The organism is Prevotella pallens ATCC 700821 (genome assembly GCF_000220255.1).
Classification (GTDB): domain Bacteria; phylum Bacteroidota; class Bacteroidia; order Bacteroidales; family Bacteroidaceae; genus Prevotella; species Prevotella pallens.
In genome coordinates this window covers 777743-800821 of the sequence record NZ_GL982513.1, presented here as the reverse complement: position 1 = coordinate 800821, position 23079 = coordinate 777743, and the positions used below count along the sequence as shown (strand labels likewise).

The 23079-nt window shown below is 38.8% G+C and carries 20 protein-coding genes; 10 read left to right on the top strand and 10 right to left on the bottom strand.

Features of this window, described 5'->3' with window-relative positions; all coding sequences use genetic code 11:
- Window positions 1-292: 292 nt before the first annotated feature.
- The 6 genes from HMPREF9144_RS02985 (at window position 293) to HMPREF9144_RS02960 (ending at window position 4947) form a co-directional block, all read left to right on the top strand.
- Window positions 293-811, top strand: a complete 519-nt coding sequence (locus tag HMPREF9144_RS02985; RefSeq protein ID WP_006044376.1) for a YceD family protein — start codon at window positions 293-295, stop codon at window positions 809-811.
- A 22-nt stretch (window positions 812-833) separates the two neighbouring features.
- Window positions 834-1019 carry a 50S ribosomal protein L32 gene (gene rpmF, locus HMPREF9144_RS02980; RefSeq protein WP_006044375.1) on the top strand — a complete coding sequence of 62 codons (186 nt, stop codon included), beginning with the start codon at window positions 834-836 and terminating at the stop codon, window positions 1017-1019.
- Between the two features lie 7 nt (window positions 1020-1026).
- Window positions 1027-2046 (top strand): beta-ketoacyl-ACP synthase III, encoded by a 1020-nt coding sequence (locus tag HMPREF9144_RS02975; RefSeq protein ID WP_006044374.1) that lies wholly within the window; start codon window positions 1027-1029, stop codon window positions 2044-2046.
- Window positions 2047-2126: 80 nt separating this feature from the next.
- On the top strand, window positions 2127-3008 hold the full coding sequence (era, locus tag HMPREF9144_RS02970) for a GTPase Era (RefSeq protein ID WP_006044373.1): 882 nt from the start codon (window positions 2127-2129) through the stop codon (window positions 3006-3008).
- Window positions 3009-3220: 212 nt separating this feature from the next.
- Entirely contained in the window at window positions 3221-4534 is a 1314-nt protein-coding gene (gene der, locus HMPREF9144_RS02965; protein WP_006044372.1) for a ribosome biogenesis GTPase Der, read from the top strand.
- 14 nt (window positions 4535-4548) lie between these two features.
- A complete protein-coding gene (locus HMPREF9144_RS02960) occupies window positions 4549-4947 on the top strand; it encodes a hypothetical protein (RefSeq protein WP_006044371.1) in 399 nt (132 codons plus the stop codon).
- Window positions 4948-5540: 593 nt separating this feature from the next.
- Here the strand turns inward: HMPREF9144_RS02960 and HMPREF9144_RS02955 are convergent.
- Genes HMPREF9144_RS02955 through HMPREF9144_RS02935 form a run of 5 tightly spaced genes read right to left on the bottom strand, consistent with a single transcriptional unit; the run spans window position 5541 to window position 11578 of the window.
- A complete protein-coding gene (locus HMPREF9144_RS02955; RefSeq protein WP_006044370.1) occupies window positions 5541-7850 on the bottom strand; it encodes a RelA/SpoT family protein in 2310 nt (769 codons plus the stop codon).
- A gap of 33 nt (window positions 7851-7883) precedes the next feature.
- Window positions 7884-9005 carry a lytic transglycosylase domain-containing protein gene (locus HMPREF9144_RS02950; RefSeq protein WP_006044369.1) on the bottom strand — a complete coding sequence of 374 codons (1122 nt, stop codon included), beginning with the start codon at window positions 9003-9005 and terminating at the stop codon, window positions 7884-7886.
- Window positions 9006-9042: 37 nt separating this feature from the next.
- On the bottom strand, window positions 9043-9816 hold the full coding sequence (locus HMPREF9144_RS02945; RefSeq protein ID WP_006044368.1) for a DUF5683 domain-containing protein: 774 nt from the start codon (window positions 9814-9816) through the stop codon (window positions 9043-9045).
- A gap of 40 nt (window positions 9817-9856) precedes the next feature.
- Complete coding sequence (locus HMPREF9144_RS02940; RefSeq protein ID WP_006044367.1) at window positions 9857-10768, bottom strand: ParB/RepB/Spo0J family partition protein; 912 nt, start codon at window positions 10766-10768, stop codon at window positions 9857-9859.
- Window positions 10769-10810: 42 nt separating this feature from the next.
- Window positions 10811-11578: a ParA family protein gene (locus HMPREF9144_RS02935; protein ID WP_006044366.1), complete on the bottom strand. Its 768-nt coding sequence runs from the start codon at window positions 11576-11578 to the stop codon at window positions 10811-10813.
- Window positions 11579-11688: 110 nt separating this feature from the next.
- Between HMPREF9144_RS02935 and surE the strand changes: the two genes are divergently transcribed.
- The 3 genes from surE to HMPREF9144_RS02920 are packed head-to-tail and all read left to right on the top strand — an operon-like array spanning window position 11689 to window position 14234.
- A complete protein-coding gene (gene surE / locus HMPREF9144_RS02930) occupies window positions 11689-12462 on the top strand; it encodes a 5'/3'-nucleotidase SurE (protein WP_006044365.1) in 774 nt (257 codons plus the stop codon).
- A gap of 52 nt (window positions 12463-12514) precedes the next feature.
- Window positions 12515-13654, top strand: coding sequence for a lipid-A-disaccharide synthase (lpxB, locus tag HMPREF9144_RS02925; protein ID WP_006044364.1), 1140 nt, complete (start codon window positions 12515-12517; stop codon window positions 13652-13654).
- 7 nt (window positions 13655-13661) lie between these two features.
- On the top strand, window positions 13662-14234 hold the full coding sequence (locus HMPREF9144_RS02920; protein ID WP_006044363.1) for a hypothetical protein: 573 nt from the start codon (window positions 13662-13664) through the stop codon (window positions 14232-14234).
- Window positions 14235-15025: 791 nt separating this feature from the next.
- Here HMPREF9144_RS02920 and HMPREF9144_RS02915 read toward each other — a convergent pair.
- The 5 genes from HMPREF9144_RS02915 to HMPREF9144_RS02895 all read right to left on the bottom strand — a co-directional run bounded on the left by HMPREF9144_RS02915 (window position 15026) and on the right by HMPREF9144_RS02895 (window position 22275).
- Window positions 15026-15658: a DedA family protein gene (locus tag HMPREF9144_RS02915; protein WP_006044362.1), complete on the bottom strand. Its 633-nt coding sequence runs from the start codon at window positions 15656-15658 to the stop codon at window positions 15026-15028.
- 50 nt (window positions 15659-15708) lie between these two features.
- Window positions 15709-17151: an MATE family efflux transporter gene (locus HMPREF9144_RS02910; RefSeq protein WP_006044361.1), complete on the bottom strand. Its 1443-nt coding sequence runs from the start codon at window positions 17149-17151 to the stop codon at window positions 15709-15711.
- A gap of 82 nt (window positions 17152-17233) precedes the next feature.
- Complete coding sequence (gene bamJ, locus HMPREF9144_RS02905; RefSeq protein ID WP_006044360.1) at window positions 17234-17926, bottom strand: BamJ family beta-barrel-assembly machinery protein; 693 nt, start codon at window positions 17924-17926, stop codon at window positions 17234-17236.
- Between the two features lie 29 nt (window positions 17927-17955).
- A complete protein-coding gene (locus HMPREF9144_RS02900) occupies window positions 17956-19506 on the bottom strand; it encodes a glycine--tRNA ligase (protein WP_006044359.1) in 1551 nt (516 codons plus the stop codon).
- Between the two features lie 435 nt (window positions 19507-19941).
- Window positions 19942-22275, bottom strand: coding sequence for an outer membrane beta-barrel family protein (locus HMPREF9144_RS02895; RefSeq protein WP_006044358.1), 2334 nt, complete (start codon window positions 22273-22275; stop codon window positions 19942-19944).
- 619 nt (window positions 22276-22894) lie between these two features.
- Here HMPREF9144_RS02895 and HMPREF9144_RS13675 point away from each other — a divergent pair.
- Window positions 22895-23079: hypothetical protein (locus tag HMPREF9144_RS13675; protein ID WP_218916164.1), on the top strand; the 185-nt coding region annotated here is incomplete at its 3' end.

Here is a 23079-nt window from a genome sequence, read left to right as displayed (position 1 = left end):
AGATAATCATATTAAATAAGTATTGAACCCTTTTGTAGTACTCTTCCACCCAATTTTATCGCATTGCGAAGAAACTCGTTTCACCTTATTAAATATTATAAAAAGCCAGCAAACAAGATGAGTAATAAGAAAATAAAAGAGAACAGAAAGTAATAACATAAAAAAGATATGAAGGTATTGCAGTCAAATGATTAATTTTGCTCTAACACTTCTTAAGAATAGTAATGCAAGATATTTTTTACTTTTAATTTGCTTAATATCAGAAAAATATTAGTAACTTTGCACACCGATTATGGACTTGAATATCCTTAAAATAGATTTGAAAGGTCTTTCGGAAGGCTTAAATAAGCTAGAGTTCGACCTTGACAATACTTACTTTAAGGCGATTAATGCTTCAGAAGTGAGTGGTGGAAGTGTGCACGTTTCGTTAGAGATTGTACGCACACAGAACGATTATTTCACGCTCGATTTCTACGAGAAAGGAACGGTTGTATTGCCATGCGACATCTGCTTGGACGATATGGAACAACCTATCGAGACACAACAGCGACTTGAAGTAAAGTTTGGAAGCACATACTCAGACGATGACGACCTTGTTACTGTACCCGAGAACGAAGGAATACTCGATGTATCGTGGTTCGTCTATGAATTTATAGTACTTGCTCTACCTATCAGACATGTGCATGCACCTGGAAAATGCAATCCTGCCATGATAAGAGCGCTTAATGAACACTCTGCCGCCCGAAGCGGTTCGGAAGACGAGAAACCTATGGATTCACGCTGGGAAGCCTTATTAAAATTGAAAAAATAAAATATTAAACGTTTAAAGAATTATGGCACATCCTAAAAGAAGACAGTCAAAGACTCGTACACTTAAAAGAAGAACCCACGATAAAGCTGTAGCTCCAACATTGGCAGTATGCCCTAACTGCAGCAATTATTATATTTACCATACCGTATGCCCATCTTGTGGCTACTATCGTGGTAAAATTGCTATCGTAAAAGAAACTGTAGAGTAAGACGCAAATGGAGAAAATAAATGCCATTATCACTGGTATTGGTGGCTATGTACCCGATTATGTCCTCACTAACGAGGAACTTTCGCGTATGGTAGATACTACTGATGAATGGATTATGGAACGCGTGGGCATTAAAGAACGCCGTATTCTAACCGAAGAAGGACTCGGAACTAGCTATATGGCACGTAAGGCTGCAAAGCAACTCTTAGAAAAGACAGGAGCTGACCCAGACAGCATCGATGCTCTTATCGTTACAACAACAACTCCAGACTATAAATTTCCATCGACTGCTTCTATCGTTATAGGAAAGTTAGACCTGAAGAATGCTTTCGGGTTCGATTTCTCTGCTGCTTGTTGCGGATTTCTTTATTCGCTCGATGTAGCATCAACGATGATTCAAAGCGGACGTTACAAACGAGTAATTGTTATTGCAGCTGATAAGATGTCGTCTATTGTAGATTACACAGACCGTCAAACTTGCGTTTTGTTTGGCGATGGAGCAGCTGCAGTTCTTGTTGAAGGTACAACCGAAGAGAATGTTGGTGTACAAGATTCATTCCTACGCACCAATGGAAAAGGACTACCTTTTCTACACATGAAGGCTGGTGGCTCTGTTTGTCCTACATCTCAATTCACAGTAGATCGTCGTTTGCACTACCTCTATCAAGAAGGACGCACAGTGTTTAAGTACGCTGTAACAAGTATGAGCAGCGATGTTCAGGAAATTTTGAAGCGTAATAACCTCACTGGAGATGATGTTTCATGGGTTGTTCCACACGAAGCGAACCTACGAATTATTGAGGCTGTAGCTAAACGTGCTAACGTTCCATTAGAGAAAGTGATTATTAATATTCAGCACTACGGTAATACTAGCGCTGCAACAATACCACTTGCACTTTGGGACGAAGAAGCTAAGTTAAAGAAAGGAGATAACCTTATATTTACAGCTTTCGGTGCAGGTTTCGTTCATGGCGCCTCTTTCTATAAGTGGGCGTACGATGGAGCATCTGCAGTAGCAAAGAAATAAAATTCTTAGTTCGTATATAACAAAAGATTAACGCATCTTTCTTTGCAAACAAAGACAGGTGCGTTTTTTAATTTAAAGATATGCACAAAGCAGGATTTGTAAACATAGTAGGCAATCCTAATGTAGGTAAAAGTACACTAATGAACCAACTTGTTGGTGAAAGAATTAGCATTGCTACATTTAAGGCACAAACTACTCGACACCGTATAATGGGCATTGTAAATACAGAGAATATGCAAATTGTTTTCTCTGATACTCCAGGTGTACTGAAGCCAAACTACAAAATGCAAGAGTTGATGCTGCAGTTCTCTGAATCTGCGCTTGCCGATGCCGATATTTTGCTCTATGTTACTGATGTAATAGAGAAGCCTGAGAAAAATGCAGACTTCTTAGATAAGGTTGCAAAGATGACGATTCCTGTTATCTTACTCATTAATAAGATAGACGAAAGCAACCAAGAAACACTCATTACCCTTGTTGAGAAGTGGCACAATTTGTTACCAAAAGCAGAAATCTTACCCATTTCAGCAAAAAACAAATTTGGTACTGATGTACTAATGAAGCGTATTGAGGAACTCTTACCAGAGAGTCCCGCCTACTTCGATAAAGACCAACTTACAGATAAACCTGCAAAGTTCTTTGTAACAGAGATAATTCGTGAGAAGATTCTTCGTTATTACGATAAGGAAGTCCCCTACTCTGTTGAAGTCGTGGTAGAGCGTTTTAAGGAAGATGAGAAGAAAATACACATCAACGCAATTATTTATGTGGAGCGCGACAGCCAGAAAGGCATCATCATTGGGCATCAAGGACAAGCATTAAAGAAGGTTTCTACAGAGGCACGCAAGAGTTTAGAGAAGTTCTTCGATAAGAGAATATACTTGGAAACTTATGTTAAGGTGGACAAGGATTGGCGTAACTCACAAAAAGAATTGGGTAATTTTGGCTATAACCCTGAATAAAAGAATGTGAAAACTATTGGCTGCACGTATATATATACAAGGTGGCAATGCCAAAAGAGTTAAGAAACAACGCCCTGACTGTATGTAGGGTAAACTCTCGCACAGTGCGAGGGCTGGAGACGTGGTCATCTTCGGCAAATATTCATAAGGTGCAGACCTCACCTTAACCCATTGAGATTTGTTTCTCTATATGGGAAAGACCATCACTATAAATGGCAAATTTAGTAGCAATTGTAGGTAGACCAAACGTAGGAAAGTCTACTCTTTTCAATCGATTAACACAAAGCCGACGTGCTATTGTAAGCGATACGGCTGGCACAACACGCGACCGTCAATATGGTAAATGCCAATGGAACGGGCGTGAATTTTCGGTAGTTGATACTGGCGGATGGGTTGTTAAATCTGACGATATATTCGAAGATGCTATTCGCAGACAAGTTTTAGTAGCTACGGAAGAGGCGGATTTGGTGCTATTTGTTGTTGATAACGAAACTGGAGTAACCGACTGGGACGAAGATGTAGCTCAGATTCTTCGGCGCACGAAACTCCCTGTAATACTTGTTGCTAACAAGGTAGACAATAGTGGCGAATACTATTTGTCGGCAGACTTCTATCGTTTAGGACTGGGAGACCCTGTTTGCATTAGTGCACAAACGGGTAGTGGAACTGGAGATTTACTCGATTTGCTCCTCAAACGTATGCCCGACGCACCAGATGAAGGTATCGATGATGAAATTCCACGCTTTGCTGTTGTTGGACGTCCAAATGCTGGTAAATCCAGTCTTATCAATGCTTTCATTGGCGAGGACCGCAACATTGTTACAGATATTGCGGGTACAACGCGCGACAGCATTTACACACGCTACAATAAGTTTGGTTTCGACTTCTACCTTGTTGATACTGCTGGTATTCGGCGCAAGAACAAGGTTACGGAAGACCTTGAGTTCTATTCGGTTATGCGTTCTATTCGTAGTATTGAGAACTCTGATGTGTGTATTCTAATGATTGATGCCACTCGCGGAATTGAGGCGCAGGATATGAATATCTTCCAGCTCATTCAGCGAAACAATAAGAGTTTGGTAGTAGTTGTAAACAAGTGGGACCTTGTAGAAAACAAAGACCAGAAGGTTATTAAGACTTTCGAGAATGCTATTCGCGAGCGTATGGCTCCATTTGTAGATTTTCCCATCATCTTTGCATCGGCACTCACTAAGCAGCGCATCTTCAAAATACTCGATATAGCCAAACAAGTGTACATTAATAGAAACACACGCATTGGAACTACCAAACTAAACGAGGTGTTGTTGCCTATTATTGAAGAAACACCACCACCATCGGTAAAAGGTAAATATATAAAGATAAAATATTGTTCGCAGCTACCAAACACACAGATACCATCGTTTGTGTTCTATGCAAACCTGCCGCAGTATGTGAAAGAAGCTTACCGTCGTTTCTTAGAAAACAAAATTCGCGAACACTGGAATCTAAATGGGTGCCCAATTAATGTATTTATACGTCAGAAGTAAACTCTTATAAAAGAATGAAACATTTACTTTATGCCTTTATCTTTGGCTGTTTGTTAACAGTTTCGTGCAACAAGAAGAATGAGATAGACCATGCGGCTATTGCTGCAGAAGCTGCAAAGCACTATTACGAAAATCTCATTTCGGGTAAACACGAACTATTTATGAAAGGATTAAACCTGCCAGACAAACTTCCAGAGAGTTACAAAAACCAGATGATTAAAAACTTTGAGGACTTTATTAAACGTCAACAGAAAGAGCATAAGGGCATAAAAAAGGTGAGTGTTCGTAGTGCGCAATTCCTTGCAAAAGACAGTATGGCAAATGCGTACTTATTGTTACACTATGGCGACAGCACCACCGAACAGGTGGTGGTACCTATGCTTAAGAAGCACGGTTTGTGGTATATGCGTTAATTAACTATTGGTTTTCCGTAAATATTTATACCATTCGAAGTAGAATATTATAAGATTACTCGCTTATAGAAAAGTCGATTGTATTGCGCAATCGGCTTTTTTTATACATTTATAGGGCTGAAAACAATTGATTATTATAGTTCGACATATTATTTCTACAGTATTCTTTCACGCAGTTTATGCACGTACACCAATTTTACACGCAAGGTAGAGTTTTATTTACACGTAAATAAAGTTTTACTTACACGTAAGTAAAGTTCTACTTACACGTAAGTAAAGTTTTACTTACACGTAAGTAAAACTATTAGATAAGAGTTCTGCTGATACGATATGCCCATATAAATGTAACGGATACGTGAAAGAATCGTAGCCGATACATTACTTAAAACATTGGTTTATAAGGTGGGAACTGTGCACAATATTAGCAGGCTGTAGGAATTAATTCCAAATCGTTCATTGTACATTCAACAGATTTGGACTAAACAACAGTATTATTGTTTATAAAACACCTACTACTATTGTGCTTTCAAAAGTGGTTGCGAAATGCTTTGGATAGTATTTTGGCAGCTTAAGTTAGCTAAGGCAACTATCCGTTACAGAATGTCTAACACATTCTGCATACCTTCTATCTTCATTAAACTCTTCTTTATAAGTTTCACATCTTCACGGTCGTGAACGCCCATATCTATACAGCCCACAACTATACCATTATCTGTTTTCAGTGTAACATTACGCATATTAATACCTAACTGTTCTGATATAACCTTCGAAATATCTAGCAACATTCCCTTGCGGTCTATGCCATGAAGCTCTATTGTGGCATCGAAAAACATTACTTTGTGCATATTCCACTTCGCATCGAGTATACGTGGTCCGAAACTTGCCTTTAGTTTTGCAGCCACAGGACATGACCTGTTGTGTATTTCAATGTGGTTGTTGTTGTCGATGAAGCCTATTGCATCGTCGCCAGGAATAACATGGCAACAGTTAGGAAATATATATCGGTTTATGTTATCTTCGTCAATGAAGATAGGTTTTTTCTTATTCAGATTTTTATCAACAATTATAAGTCCAGCCTTATTTTCTCCAGTAGTTGCACTATTGGTATCGCTTCCGTTAGTGGTTTTGTTGCGATTAAGGAATGGAACATATCTGCGCCATACAGAAACGTTGTCGGCTTTCTCCATTTTATGCTTACGTTTCCCGCGCAGTTCGTCTAAGTCGGTATCGCCAAGAATAACCGTTTTCTCGCCAATGGCTACAAACAGGTGGGTATGTTTCTTTATTTCGTGTAAGTCGCAAAGACGGTCGAGCACCGAAGTAGTCATCTCGAAATCGTGTTCTTTAAGCCATTTCTCTAGTATTTCCTCACCTTTCTTTTGGGTTTCTCGTGCATCTTTTCGCAGAATAGCCATCACTTTACTTTTCGCTTTGGCAGTAGAAACAACATCTAACCACGACTTTTCTACACGTTGTGCCTTTGAGGTAAGAATTTCTACCTGGTCGCCGCTTTGCAGTTTATGGCTCAACGGCACAAGCTTATGATTTACTTTTGCTCCTATACAATGACTTCCAAGGAATGTATGTATTTGGAAAGCAAAGTCGAGTGCAGTACACCCAGCTGGCATCATTTTTATTTCGCCTTTCGGAGTAAACACAAATATTTCAGAAGCAAATAGGTTCAGCTTTATGGCATCAAGAAAGTCCATTGCATCGGGCTGCGGGTCGTCTAGTATTTCTTTTATGGTGTGTAGCCAATCGTTCAGTTCGCCTTCGTCTTCAGTTATTTCTGTGCCCTCTTTATACTTCCAATGAGCAGCAAATCCTTGTTCAGCAATTTCGTCCATACGGTCAGAACGAATTTGAACCTCAATCCATTGACCTTGTTTCGACATAAGTGTTACGTGCAAAGCTTGGTAGCCATTGGCTTTTGGGTGGTTCACCCAATCGCGCAATCTATCGGGGTGGCTCTTATAGAGTTTACTAATTGCTACATAAATTTGGAAACACTCGTTAGCCTCGTCCTGTCGTTTTTTAGGTTTAAACACTATTCGAACAGCCAGAATATCGTATATTTCTTCGAATGGAACATGTTTTGTTTGCATTTTGTTCCAAATAGAATATGGACTTTTCACACGCGCTTTTATCTCGTATTCCAACCCCATTTGGTTGAGTTCTGCACAAATAGGGGCTGTAAAGTTCTCGAAAAGCGATTCGCGCTGTGCTTCAGTCGAAGCTATTTTTGCCTCAATAGCCTTGTAAGCATCTGGGTGTTCGTAGCGGAAACTAAGGTCTTCGAGTTCAGTTTTTATTTTATTCAACCCTAACCTGTTAGCCAAAGGAGCATAAATGTAAAGCGTTTCGCCAGCTATTTTGTATTGCTTATTGGCAGGCTGCGATGCAAGTGTTCGCATATTGTGTAAGCGGTCGCATATTTTTATAAGAATAACACGAATATCATCGCTCATTGTTAGCAATAGCTTCTTAAAGTTTTCGGCTTGTGCAGATGCTTTATCACCAAATATACCACCCGATATCTTTGTTAATCCATCTACTATCATTGCAATTTTTGCACCGAATATATTTTCAATATCCTCCACAGTGTAGTCCGTATCTTCTACAACATCGTGCAAAAGAGCAGCGCAAATACTTGTTGAGCCTAATCCTATTTCTTCGCATGCAATCTGTGCAACAGCAATAGGGTGTAAAATATAAGGTTCTCCCGAAAGGCGTCGTACCCCCTTATGAGCCTGCTTTGCAAAATGGAAGGCTTTCGTTATGATATCAACTTTCTTGCGGTGAGGCGATGCTAAATAAGTGTCCAACAAATGTTGAAAGGCATCTTCTATAAGTTTATCTTCCTTTTGTGCATCAATTCGGCTATTGTTGTCTTCTGTTGTCATAACGTAGTTCCTCCTTTTGGTATAATTAGTCGATTAACTATGCTGATTGCGTATAGTTCCTTTTACTATTCTAGCAGCCATCTCCATTTTCTGCTCTTCTGGAGCCTTATTGTTTTCGTACAATTGCGAAGCATTATCGGTAAAGCATTTCACCTTGTCGGAAGGCAACAAAAGTGTTGCAACGCCCTCCGAAGTTCTTACAATACCCTGTTTATATTGTGGATTCAATGCTTGCAAATCGGCAATATCCATATTCAACACATCGGCTATCTTAGCCAACGAAACGTCTGCTGTTACTACTACTTTTCCAGCTTTTTCAGGCAATCCTGTAGATACTGGAGATATATTGTATTCTGCATAACAGTTCATTATATAGTTTGCAGCAATGAAAGCAGGTACATAGCCTCGCGTCTCTCTTGGTAAGAAGTTATAAATTTGCCAAAAGTCAGCATTTGCTCCCGCTTTTTCAATTGCATTGCTCACTCTTGTAGGTCCACAATTGTATGCAGCTAACACTAAAGACCAATCGCCAAAACGTTTATAAAGGTCGGCTAAAAATTGTGCGGCAGCATACGATGACTTTATAGGGTCGAGTCTTTCGTCTACAAATGCATTTATTTGCAAGTTATATTGTCGTCCCGTTGCAGGCATAAGCTGCCATAACCCAGCAGCACCTTGCCGGGAAATGGCTTTCGGATTCAGACTCGATTCTATCACAGGTAGATGCTTTAGCTCCAAAGGAAGACCGTAATAGAGTAAAGCCTCTTCAAAAATAGGATTGTAATAACTAGCTCGTGCCAGTAAACAACTTGTAGAATGTCTGCCTTGCTTTACATACTTATCTATATGCTTCTGCACTTCAGGACCATAAGAAAGACACAACGAGCCTGATATTCTATTAATAAGACGAGCAATAGCAACGCTTTCTTCTTCTACCTCGATGGGCGCAGCTATTGCTGTCAATTCGTTTTCTGTCTTAAAACACCTTGCATTAGCATTACTTGCTCCAGACGCCGCTGTTCCTACCACAGCGTCTGGAATGTATATTTCCATTGTTCTGCCATGATTATCTCTTATCGTCTGCTGTTGTCCAAATGTAACACAAACACTCAACAATAACAGTATAATGGCAATAAATCGTTTTCCTTCTATCATCTTCTCTTCTTCGTGCTTTTTTATCTTGTTTGACCTACTAAAAAGTTAGCTTACACCCTATGCCAATAGCCGAACCTTTAAATATATTAGTTGTTGTAGCTGGCGAATTAGTGTTTAATAGAACAGGAGATATATGCAACGATAAATCGTCTGATATGTCAAAGTTAGAAAGTGATGCGTCCACGTAAGCATCAATTACTGACAAAGCATAGACAGCCACTGTTGCGAAAATACTTAAATCACGCCATCTGCGGAAACGGTCTTTACGCTTCTTAAATAGATTTTGGTAGTAACTCTTATTTGCATCGGTTATTGTTGTTCCCAAATGCAAGAAGCTGTTATAGCTCTGTGTAGTAGGGTCATCGTCCATTATATCTTTATAGGCTTGTTGATAGTCGCGATACATTTGATTGTTCCATGTCAGCGCATAAATACACCCCGTTAGTCCGCCATAAAATATAGGCAATTTCCAATATTTGCGATTATATATCTGACCAGCGCCAGGTAAGACTAGCGCCAACCACAAAGCTTTTTTAGGATTCGGACGCCACTTGTTCCAATCTTTCATTAAATGTTCACTAGCTTTCGCTGTGCTCTTATTGAGCTGTGACTTCTTATCGTTTGACAACGAAAGTTTACTTCCTGACTCATATCCCACGCTGCCCGACAAAGTGTCAAGTGTAACTTCTTTAGGATATAATATCTTTACAGAATCGCTATAAACAACTTGCGCTCTCGCTATTTCAGTATATCCCGTTGCCAACAGAAATGCTAGCAACAAGAGATAGAATATTTTCTGATTTCCTTTCACGTAGTTTTATATTATACTTTCTATTGTTGCTTCAATCTGTCTATTGTTGCTTCAATCCGTCCATTACTTCCATTATATGCAATAATTCCTCCTCAGAGGCGAAAGGAATACTTATTTTACCTTTCCCTTTAGCTCCATAAGTCATTTGTACCTTCGTGTTAAAGAAGTCAGAAAGACGTTTTTTTAACAGATTAAACTCGTCTGGGAGTTTAGATTTAGCTGCTATTTTCTTCTTAGCTGTCTGTATGTCTTCACCGTTATTAAGTTGTTGGCAAAGTTCCTCAACCTTTCGCACACTAAAGGCATTCTTCTGTATTTCGTGAAACAGCTTTATTTGTTGTGAAGGACTATTCAACGATAGCAATGCTCGAGCATGCCCCATATCTATTTCCTTCTTTTGTAGAGCCATCTGCACCTGTGCTGGAAGTTTAAGCAAACGCAAATAGTTGGTAACTGCTACACGACTCTTACCTACTCTTGCAGCTACCTTCTCTTGTGTTAAGCCACTTTTTTCTTGTAAATGCTCGTAAGCAAGAGCTATCTCTATTGCATTTAAGTCCTCGCGCTGTATGTTTTCTACCAACGCAAGCTCCATTACGTTTTCATCTTTTATAGTTCTAATATAAGCAGGAATAGCTGTAAGACCAGCCAATTGCGATGCACGCCAACGCCTCTCGCCTGCTATAATTTGGAATTTATGCTCGTCTAATTGCCTAACTGTTATAGGCTGCACTAATCCCAGCTGCTTTATACTATTGGCAAGTTCTTCTAATGCAACAGAATCGAACTCTCTTCGAGGTTGGTCGGGGTTCGCTTCTATTTGGTCAATGGGTACCTCGTTTATGGTAGAACTGCCTTGCGCACTTACTGTTTCTGTTGAGATTAAAGCATCTAAGCCTCTACCAAGTGCACTAACTTTTGCGTTCCTATTATATTTTTTATGTACTGCCATCGTTTTATTGGTATTTTCTTTAAGAGGTTTAGTAGTTCTCGTCTATTTCTTATTCTTCTCTATAATCTCTTTAGCCAATGCTAAATGATTCTTTGCACCTGTAGAATCAGCATCGTAAAGTATTACTGGTAATCCGTGACTAGGACTCTCCGATAGTTTAACATTACGCTGAATAACGGTCTTAAATACTAACTCTTGGAAGTGCCGCTTTACTTCATCGTAAATTTGACGTGCCAATCTTAAACGACTATCGTACATTGTAAGCAAAAATCCCTCTATTTCTAACTTTGGATTCAGCTTACTCTTTATTATCTTAATCGTGTTCAGCAGCTTACTAATGCCTTCGAGTGCAAAGTATTCGCATTGCACTGGAATAATAACAGAGTCGGCTGCTGTCAGAGCATTCACAGTTATCAAACCCAACGATGGGCTACAATCTATAAGTATATAGTCGTAATCATTACGAATTGGAGCCAAGAGCTTTTCCAAAACTTCCTCTCTATCGCTTATTTGCAGCATCTCTATCTCTGCTCCAACAAGGTTTATATGGCTCGGAACAATATCCATACCTTCTATGTCTGTGGTATATATAGCATCACGAACATCGGTATGGTCAATTATACATTCATATAAAGAACAATCTACTTCGTTTATATCAACGCCTAAACCACTTGAAGCATTTGCCTGAGGATCGGCATCTATAACGAGTACCGACTTTTCTAGTGTTGCCAACGATGCTGCAAGATTGATGGTAGAGGTAGTTTTTCCAACACCACCTTTCTGGTTTGCCATTGCGATTATTTTTCCCATCTTATTCTTTTCCTATACTTGTTTTGCCGACAAAGATACATATTTTAAGCGAGAAAGCTGTATTTATAAACCTTTTTTCGTATTTTTGCAGACAAAAGAAAGAACTAATTATGAATTGTAAACGCCCTCTTATACTCATCTCCAACGATGATGGGTACAATGCTAATGGCATAAAAGCATTGGCTTCCTTCCTATCTGATTTTGCCGACATTCTAGTTTGTGCACCTGAAGGACCTCGCTCTGGCTTTTCGTGTGCTTTCTCTGCAAATACTCCTCTACGATTAAATCGTCGTTACAATATCCCGAATTGTGATGTTTGGTCGTGCACTGGTACTCCCGTTGATTGCGTAAAAATTACTTTCGAGCAGATTTTAACTGACGGACGCAGACCTGATTTAATTCTCGGCGGTATTAATCACGGCGATAACTCATCAGTTAATACTCACTATAGTGGCACTATGGGAGTGGCTAGAGAGGGGTGTTTAAAGTATATCCCATCTATCGCTTTCTCATCGTGCGACTATAACCACGATGCAAATTTAGAACCGTTGAGAAACTATGTGGTGAAGATTGTAAAACGAGTTTTAACCGATGGACTTCCTAAAGGGGTTTGCCTGAATGTAAATTTTCCCATTGGAGACTCTTTCAAAGGTATTAAGGTGTGCAGAATGGGCTACGGTAGTTGGACAAAAGAAACGCTTCGATGCGAACACCCACGAGGTTTTGAGTACTATTGGATGCTAGGACAATATCATAACGATGAACCTACAGCAACCGATACGGACCAATGGGCATTAGAACAAGGATATGTTGCCATTACACCAACACGGATAGATGTTACCGACTATGATTTATTGAACAAAATAAAAACGTGGGAGGAATAAACTGAACTTCTATAAAAGGATATGTATTAACAAACAACAGCAATCGGAAAAAATGAAATATTACTTAATAGTTGGCGAGGCTTCAGGCGATTTACATGCCTCACGTCTAATGAAATCGCTTAGAAAATTTGACGAGATGGCAGAATTTCGCTTCTTTGGGGGCGACTTAATGAACGATGTTGGAGGCACTCGTGTACGTCATTACAAAGAGCTTGCTTATATGGGATTCGTTCCTGTTTTATTGCATTTGCCAACTATTATAAAGAATTTAAAGTTCTGTAAGGAAGATATTGTTGGGTGGAAACCTGATGTAGTGATACTTATAGACTACCCTGGATTTAATTTAAAGATTGCTAAATTCCTTCGCAAAAACACTAAAATTCCTGTTTACTATTATATTTCACCTAAAATATGGGCATGGAAAGAATGGCGCATTCGCGCTATAAAACGCGATGTTAAGGAGATGTTCTCTATTTTGCCTTTCGAAATAGATTTCTATGAACGTAAACATAACTATAAAATACACTATGTAGGAAACCCTACTGTTGAGGAGGTTACGGTGTTTAAGAGTCAGTATGTAGAGACGACAACCGACTTTTGTAGCCGTAATGGCTTGCAAAATAACAAACCTATTATTGCTATTCTGGCTGGGAGTAGAAAGCAAGAAATTAAAGACAACTTACCTTCAATGCTCGAAGCTGCTTCACGCTTCGAGGATTACCAGATGGTTATAGCTGGAGCACCTTCTATAGAAAATTCTTACTATAATAAGTTTATAAATAATTACAGTGTGAAAGTAGTTAAGAACATTACATACGAACTTCTCTCACACACAACTGTAGCAATTGTTACAAGCGGAACTGCCACTTTAGAAACAACTTTATTTAATGTTCCACAAGTGGTTTGCTACAAGACTCCATTACCAAAACTTATTCGGTTCGCATTTAAACATATTATAAAGGTTCCTTTCATCTCACTGGTAAATCTCGTAGCTAACAAAGATGTTGTACAGGAACTATTTGCCGACCGGTTTAAAGTAAAAAATATAGCAAACGAACTTTACCGCATTCTGCCTGGACAGCCTTATCGTGAAACTATGCTTGCCGAATACAAACAAATGAGAGATAAACTTGGCGACCACATTGCGCCTGATAATGCTGCTAATTTAATGGTTTATTTATTAAAAAAATAGCTTTGCTTTGATACGTACTATTCTTCTTTCACTCGCACTATCTGCAGTAGTTTCCACTTGTAATGCACAAAAAATTTGTGCAACCGCAACAATCCATTCCTCACAAAAAGAAGCATTTGCTACGTTTTATGAGCATATTCCAACCATCAGACTTCCATTTGAATACTCTTACAACTTCATTTTGGATTTACCCAATACTATCTGCCCAAATAAAGAGGCAATGAATTTCATTGCTACTTGCGTAGATGCAGATACCGATTTAAGTATATGCCGTATTGCTAAACTACCTTCTACTAACAACTGGCATCTTTTTTTAATTTTCGGAAACAATCAAACTGGTGAAAGTAGAATCTTTCTTTGTGCGTTAGATAGCAAGTATAACTTAACCAATAAGTTGCTCATTTACACAGCTAAAGACGTGCAATGGAAAGGTAAAATAGAGAATTGTTATCTACACTACACCATTATGCCCGACAATAGCGTTATTTTAAAGGAGATGATCGCCACACCTGGTAAGCCTAAACTTGTCAGAAAAAGAATCTACTCGTTTTCTAAAGGGAAATTTAAATTAAGAAAGTAACACTTTGTTATATAAGTATAAATCAAGGTGATACAAATGATCTAATTGGTTCAGTAGAAAAGCTGTGGAGATTTTATAAGCAACAACTACAGTTTACTTACAAAGCAAATAGAATATTGCCAATGCTTAAACAAGTCTGTTAAGCGTAGTTATTCCTATGCCAAATTTCTGATACATTTATTTCAGATATCTATCTGTTGCTAATTAGATATCTATTGCGTTCGTCTCAGATATCTGTCGCATTCGTCTCAGATATCTGTCACGTTCGCCTCAGATATCTGTCATTTACAAATGAGATATCATAACACATAACAACCTTTATATCCATACATTAGAATACCTAAGATATGTCTATTCTGATGAGATTTATAGAATTATCTATTCTGCTATATTTGCTTCTAAACATTATTATAATTTCCTGAGCAAAAACTTGTTGCTTAAAATCTTATTATATACAAAAGTAGAGTTCAATACAATTATCTTCTTTTCCACAGTATCTCTACCTGGTATCTATTGAACTCTCTAATCTACAATCGCTGCACTTCAATATACATAAAGAGAAAGAAAGAATGGCATCGGTATTCGGTCTGTATATTATAGATAGAAAAATATCACAGCATATTTTTCTATCTATAATATACAAATGCAATACAACACACACCCATAAATGTGCTTTTTCCATATAGCACATCACGCAGAAAACTATATACTTAAACGTTTATCGCTCTAAATAGTATTTTCTGCCCTCTCTTCAATTTATAAAAAATAGTTTAGAAAGAGACTCTAGCCTATTATTTCTTTCCTTTTGCTTTCTTAATATAAAATCGTACCACAAAGAATATTACAACTAAAGCAACAATACCCAAAATAGCGTATTTAATATAGTCGTTATATTCTTCTATCTTTGCATTGAGCTGACTTTCAGGAACTACAGAATGAAGATACCAACCAAGTGTTGCAAGTACACAGTTCCACAATCCTGAACCAATGGTAGTATATAACGCAAACTTCCAAAACTTCATTTTAGACAAACCAGCTGGTATAGAGATAATCTGGCGAATACCTGGAATAAGTCTGCCCGTTAAGGTTGCTATAACCCCATGGTCGTAAAAATACTTCTCTGCAGTGTTCACTTTTTCTTCGTTTAGCAAACAAAGATGCCCAAACTTACTATTTGCGAATCGGTAAATAATTGGTCGCCCTAAATAATAAGCAGCAACATAGTTTGTAGCAGAACCTGTAACAGCACCTAAAGTGGCTATTATAATAACCCAAACTATGTTGAGATGACCAGCTGCGGCATGATAGGCAGCAGGCGAAACAATAAGTTCAGAAGGAAACGGAATAACTGTACCTTCAATATACATACCAAAGAAAATAGTCCAATAATTAAGAGTGTTTAATAGAGACGAAAACCAATGCATCTTTAAAATCCTTTTTTAATAATATAATACCGTTATTTTTAAACTGTTGTTTATTTTGTTAGTGGCGCATCTACAACATTATTTAACCAATTGCCACGATAAATTCGTACGAGAAACAGCGTTCCACGGAATGTAAGCTCCACAGCCATAGCAAACCAAACACCGCGCAAACCATAAGTGGTGGCTAATGTGTAAGCCAAAGTAAGGCGAACAAGCCACATAGAGCCCAAATTTATTAACGATGGTTTAAAGGTATCGCTGGCACCAACACATACACTATAGGCAACAATAGCGGCGGCAAAGAATGGTTCAGCAAAGGCTTCTATGCGCAAAACCGCTACTCCGAGTTCTCTAATCTCAGGTACTGGCGAAAGTATTCCTATCATTTCTGGAGCAAAAATATACATAATGGCACCCATAAATGCCATAACTGCCATACCAATAAATATCGTCATATAGGCAAAACTTTTGCAAAGCTCTTTTCGTTTAGCCCCAACACTTTGCCCAACAAGTGTTGTTGCTGCTTCAGCAATACCATAACCTGGCATATAACACAAACTTTCTGCAGTTACAGCAAACGAATTGGCAGCAATGGCAAAGTTACCTAAAGGTGCTACTATCTTGGTTGAAACTACTTGCGCACCATTCATCAACAAATATTGCAAAGCCATCGGAGCACCTATTTTCATAGCATTAACAATATAACTCCACACCCATACAAAACGTTTAGTATCAAGTTTCCATGCTAAAACTGGACTACGAAAAATAGCAAAATAAACTAACGGAATTGCAGCTACTACAAACGAGAGTAGTGTGCCAAGGGCTGCACCTTCTACTCCTAATCCAAAACCAAACATCTCGAATCGAAAACCAAACACAGTAAGTTTGCGAGCTGGAAATATTAAGATAAAATTGAATATCACATCCATCAAGCACATAAACACGGCTATAAGACTTGGATGTCGCATATCGCCAGACACTTTCAACATTGCAGCCGATAAATATTCCACAAAATGTATGGGGACTGCAAACGAAAATATAAGAAAATAGATAGAAGCATCGTGCTGAATATCTATACCACCTCCTAACCAACGAGGTAATGGAGTTGCTAACAATGCGGCAACTGCCATTAAGATAAAACTAAGAAATAGACCGAATATGTAACCATGCCGCATTACAGCACGGGCTTTCTCAAAATCGTTTGCACCAATAAAATGAGCCACTTGTACAGAAAAGCCCATCCCTGCAGCTACTACTAACGAACCAAAAAGCCATGTCGCAGGCTCTACCAACCCTATTGAGGCTGAGGCTTCTGCACCCAATGAGCCTACCATTGATGCATCGATATAAAACATCATTACAGAAGTAACTTGCGCAAGAATAGATGGGATACTTAACTGAACTATGAGATTCAGCTTTTCACCCATCGCCATCGCATCGCCATGTCGTATCTTTCCTAAAAGCGCATCAGTTACAGTCTTGCTAAATAGCATAATATATAAGGTAGCATAGTTAGGGCAGACTGAATGTGAATGCCCACCGTAAGTCTTCGCTAAGAGTTGGTTGGTATATTACTTAAATAATGTCTGGAACCTTTGTCCCTGCTCTATAATACGAATGGAGACGTAAATCGAATATTAAATTAGAATAAGCAGGAATAGGCTTATTATCTACAGAGCCATAACCTAACTGATAAGGAATATAAACCATCCAGTGGTCGCCAATGTGCATATTTTGTAAGGCAGTAGCAAATCCATCAACAACGCCTCCCTTCTCTCCACCAATTAAAAGCTGAGCCGGACGTGATGTTTGCGGATTAAAAACTAAACCATTGCCCCCCCAACTACTATCAAACATTAATCCTGCTGTATAAGTTGACGAAGGAATAAGCCGTCCTTGATAGTGAACTAAAACAGAATCGGTATACAAAGGACAGCCTGAGCCTGTGCCATGTTCTAACTCGTGTACTATTATATAGTTTTCTGGAGAATAACTTTTCATACCATTATCTTTCTCCTGTCCTTCGTAAGAATAGCTTAATATAAGTTTCCAAGAAGTATCGCCATTTGCTATTTTCTGTTTTGTGGCATTATAAAGTTCGTTCCAATATTTTGTATTCTTAGCCTTCCAGTCGGCAAATTCATCGCTATCTTTTTCGTTATCCGAACAAGACGACAACATTCCAACGCCCATTATAGCTGCAAACAGTAATGGAGCGGCATAAAGAAAATAACGTAGTCGCAATTTAAATTTATTCGTATTTTGCATAACTTTATTCTGTTGTGAATATAGTAAATTTAATTTTTCTCATCTATTTTCTTTAACAAAGAAGTAATAGATACACGATCTTCTATTATCTCGCGAAGCTTTGCAATAGGCACACGCTCTTGTTTCATTGAATCACGGTAACGTAAAGTTACAGTATTATCGTTTAGCGTGTCGCCATCAACAGTAACACAGAAAGGCGTACCAATGGCATCTTGACGACGATAACGTTTACCAATAGAATCTTTTGCTTCAATGCTGGTATTGAAATGAAACTTCAAATCGTTTACAATCTCTTGTGCCTTCTCTGGTAAACCATCTTTATTCACTAATGGCAGCACTGCACACTTTATTGGAGCCAATGGCTCTGGCAATTTTAAAACAATACGACTAGAACCATTTTCTAATTGCTCTTCAGTGTAACTGTGGCACATAACACTCAAGAACATACGGTCTACACCAATAGAAGTTTCTATTACATAAGGTGTATAGTTTTCGTTACGCTCTGGATCGAAATATTTTATTTGCTTACCAGAGAACTTCTCGTGCTGAGAAAGGTCGAAATTAGTACGCGAATGAATTCCTTCTACTTCTTTAAAACCAAAAGGAAGGTGAAACTCTATATCGGTTGCAGCATTTGCATAGTGAGCTAACTTCTCATGGTCATGGAAACGATAGTTCTCATCGCCCATACCAAGTGCCTCGTGCCAAGCCAAACGGTGCTGTTTCCAGTATTTAAACCATTCCATCTCCGTACCTGGCTGACAGAAGTATTGCATTTCCATCTGTTCAAACTCACGCATTCGGAACACAAATTGGCGAGCTACTATCTCGTTGCGAAAAGCTTTTCCTATTTGAGCAATTCCAAAAGGCAATTTCATACGCCCTGTCTTCTGAACGTTCAAAAAGTTCACAAATATACCTTGTGCTGTTTCCGGACGTAGATATATCTTGGTAGAAGCATCAGCAGAAGCCCCCATCTCGGTTGAGAACATAAGGTTAAATTGACGTACTTCTGTCCAGTTTTTTGTACCACTTATAGGGTCTACAATCCCCTCATCAAGTATTATTTGTCGCAGCTCTGCAAAGTCGGAAGCCTCCATTGCCTTCGCATAGCGTTCATGAAGTTCATCGCGCTTTTTCTGATGTTCTAAAACACGAGGATTAGTATCACGAAATTTGGTTTCATCGAAGTTATCACCAAACTTCTTAGCAGCTTTAGCTACTTCTTTTGTTATCTTCTCTTCATACTTACCTATCTGATCTTCTATTAGCACATCGGCTCTGTAACGTTTCTTCGAGTCGCGATTGTCTATTAAAGGATCGTTGAAAGCATCTACGTGTCCACTTGCTTTCCATATTGTAGGGTGCATAAAAATAGCTGAATCTATACCAACAATGTTACTATGAAGCAACACCATTGACTGCCACCAATACTGCTTTATGTTATTTTTAAGTTCTACACCGTTCTGACCGTAGTCATAAACAGCTGCAAGACCATCGTAAATATCACTACTTGGAAAAACAAAGCCATACTCTTTACAATGGCTTACTATCTTTTTAAACGTATCCTCTTGTGCCATAATCTATTTCTTTTATCGCTAATATTCCGAATTTGGCACAAAGTTACGGCTTTTTAATGAAACAAGGGAAGTAATAACCGGGAAAGTTTACGAAATAAACGTATTACAATGTCTACAATTATTTACCCAATTAAAACAGAAAAGCACATTCAAACCTATAAATGATTAATAATATTCATCGAACACTCCGCAAGATCTATTTATTACATAAAATATATAACAGCAAACACACCGTAGGCGTAGGGGCAGATTCATCTCGCCCGTACATCATTCCCCGAGTTCAGGTTAAAGTTAAGGCTTTCAGGGCACAGTTCAGAGGAGTGACAGATATTCCTTTCTTTTTATATAGGCTTATGAAATTATGCGCTTAAGAGGATAGGCTTGCAACTGGGTTTTAGGACTGATCCAGTGTTTGGTATTGTCAAGTCCCTGTTTTTATAGCCGTCTCAGAATATCATCAATACTTTTAACCTCGTTTTTACGTGAGAATGCATTGATGTTGTACTTTAAGCTCACAGAGAAAATCCGCTTGTCGGCGTTGTTCGTTTCTACAGACTTAAGGCTTGCGTAGACCACTTCCGACACAGAGCGTTTTGTACATAGCAGGTTGTTATAGGCTATGTTGAGCTGTAGTCTCTTACGAAAGAACCTGAAATTCATGCCAGCCGTTGTGCCAAAGACTGAAGACTGCCTTGATACGGCATCGTTCTCCTGCCCTGTGTAATTTGCCCTGACATAGAAATCTGCATCTCCTATGAATTGGTAGACATAGGATATCGAACTCTGCAGGGAGGTGAATAAATGAGAGTTGTCTGCTTCGCTACTTGCTTTTAGCTCACTCCTTTGGGCTAAGAAAGCAGTACTGATGCTGATGCGATGCTTGCCAAACTCCCTCGACAGACTTGCCCCGAGGCTTACTTGGTAGCTTCTGGCAAGGTTAATAGGCGTAATTCTTATTGTTTGTTTCTCGCTGTCGGTTGTGGGGACTTCCAAAATCTGGTTCCTGATGAATGAATATTCTGCATAGATGTTCAACGAGCGGTCGTATAATACGCTGAACGAAAGGTTATTAAAACAGACAGGTTCTAAAGCAGGATTTCCAATTCGGTAACTGTATCTATCGAAATAGGTAATTATCGGATTCAATTCTTGGTAAGATGGGAAGTTCATTTTTCTGTCGAATGCGAATGATAAACTCCATTTAGGCGACAAGTCAAGGCTTAATGAAAAAAAAGGAAACAATTTGCAAAGTCGCTTTGTGCGTTGCTGAGATGGTTTGAGCTCGGTGTATTCCATGCGTACAAACTCGCTTCTGACACCAGCCTGTACATCTAAAATTTTGCCTATTTGCTTTTGCAGATTTACATAATAGGCAAATTGGCGTTCTGTGTGTCTGCCCTTGCCGTTTAGCAAACCGCTTTTCATCGACTTAGAATCGGAAAGCGTATGGTTCCGCAAAGTCATGAAATCAGCTCCGACACTTCCATCTATCCACTTGAAAAACTGTCCTGTATAGTTCAATTTTGCCAAATACACGTGGTATTGCCCATTATACAGAATCGGAAAATCAGTCTTTTCAGTATCGGAAATCTCCTCAATGGCTTGTTTGTCTCTCGTAGATTGGTATATATAATCGAGGCTGAATTCAATCCGACCTTTACTTATTATCGGGACATTATAAAATAAATTCAACCGATTGTTCCTTTCCCTGTAATCCGATGTCGTATTTGTAAAAACTTCCTTGCGTAGATTTGGCTCAAGATATTGCACAGTACTTGCCAGAAAGGGCTTATTGGTTGAGGTATAAAAGTCGTCGTGAATTTGCAGATAATGGCTCTCGCCAAACTCATATTTAATGTCTGCTGCCAAATCGAAACCTTTTCGTCGATTATTTAAAGTCTGCTGGCTGAAATAGCGAATGGCTTTTAATGTGTTTTGTTGTTCTACCGTGGAATATTCCTTACTGTTACGGAAGTTGCCTGTAACGTCCAAACTCGCCGTCAGCTTATTCTGCCCCCAATTAACATTCATGCCCTCACGGTGAGACAGTTCTCTGCCAAATTGCGTCCTTTCGCTAAGTTCCACAGCCATATTATCCTTCCATTTCTTTGTCGCAATCCGTAAAATAGAAGTATATTTACTGTCGTATTTTACACCTGCATTCCGTTCTATAGCAATTGATTTTATAGATTTTACAGGCAGGTTTTCTACTTCGGAGAAAGAGCGGACCATACGATTATCTATCAAGATAAGCATGTTGTCTTTCCCCATTAGTCTTATCCCCGAAGCATCAGCCATCACTCCCGGCATATACGATAAGACATCTGTTGGAGAAAACATATTGGCAAGCGGCGTTCCTTCAACATTCATAACGATGGAATTTGCTTTCTTTTTCCACATTTTGCGCGTTGCGGTAACCGTTGCTTCCTTCATTAAAATTTCAGAAGGCTCAAGCATAACATTTAATTGGGTGTCATCTTTGGCAGAAATGCTGACCGACAGCCGTTTCTTGGCATATCCCAAACAAGATATTTCCACGAAATACTTTCCCTCCTTAACCTTATTAAAGGAAAACATTCCCACACTATCTGTTACTGTACCAGAAATAAATAGAGAATCAGATGCCTGTCTAAGAATTACATTACAATATTCAATGGACGTCTTGCCAGAGGTTACCTTCCCAAAAAGGTTCTGTCCATGGGTCGTAAAACCAAAGGCAAAGAAGAAGAGAAAAAACAGAGACAGGGAAGAAAAGGGTTTATTTTGCATGATATTCAGCGTTAAAGAAACAGAAGATTAGTTTGTTCCGTCTGGCTATATAGCAAACAAGACACAGACAATAAGTATAACATATAAAGCCATCTACTTCTCATTCTACTCGTTTATTTAGGATTAACAGATATCGTTTCTGTATATTCATTGGCAAATATAGGAATAATATGCCACAATAGCAAAACTATTCGTAACTTTTTTCTATCTTCCTTAATCGTTTTCAAAAGATAAAGATAAGAAAAAAAACAATGCCTTCACATTTTAAGGACACTACCCTAACTGACAAAACTTATTAGTCCTAAATACATCGCTCTATGTGCATACAAGTCAGTAGACCAAAAATGATACCCAATTTACCTCTGTAATTCTGGCATCAGACTTATCGTAATACGTGATGGTGTGTCAAAACACCATTCCCGCTAAAGTCCCATCACCAACTTGTGAAGAGCAACCGCAGTCAAAGAACTAAAAGCTCAATGATGGCAGTTGTCCCATCTGTCCAAGAGAGTGGAGAGATATCAATATGAAGGGGAACTCTCTTCCAGTTCCATGTCCTGCAAGAAATCCCCACCGAACTTCTACCCCAACTGTAGCACACAGCAAAAATACAACATTCATGGATACCAAAGAAAGGAATCCGTCCTGCCTTACACAGCCCCCACCCGAAACCCATGCAGGCGCAAGGAGCCCTGAACACCCAAATATAAGTCTTTTTGCAAGAAGAACAAGCGTTTTGATATACTCATTAAAATACCTGCCCCCATTATACAACACTTATCTCGGGGAAAACAAAAAAGCCCC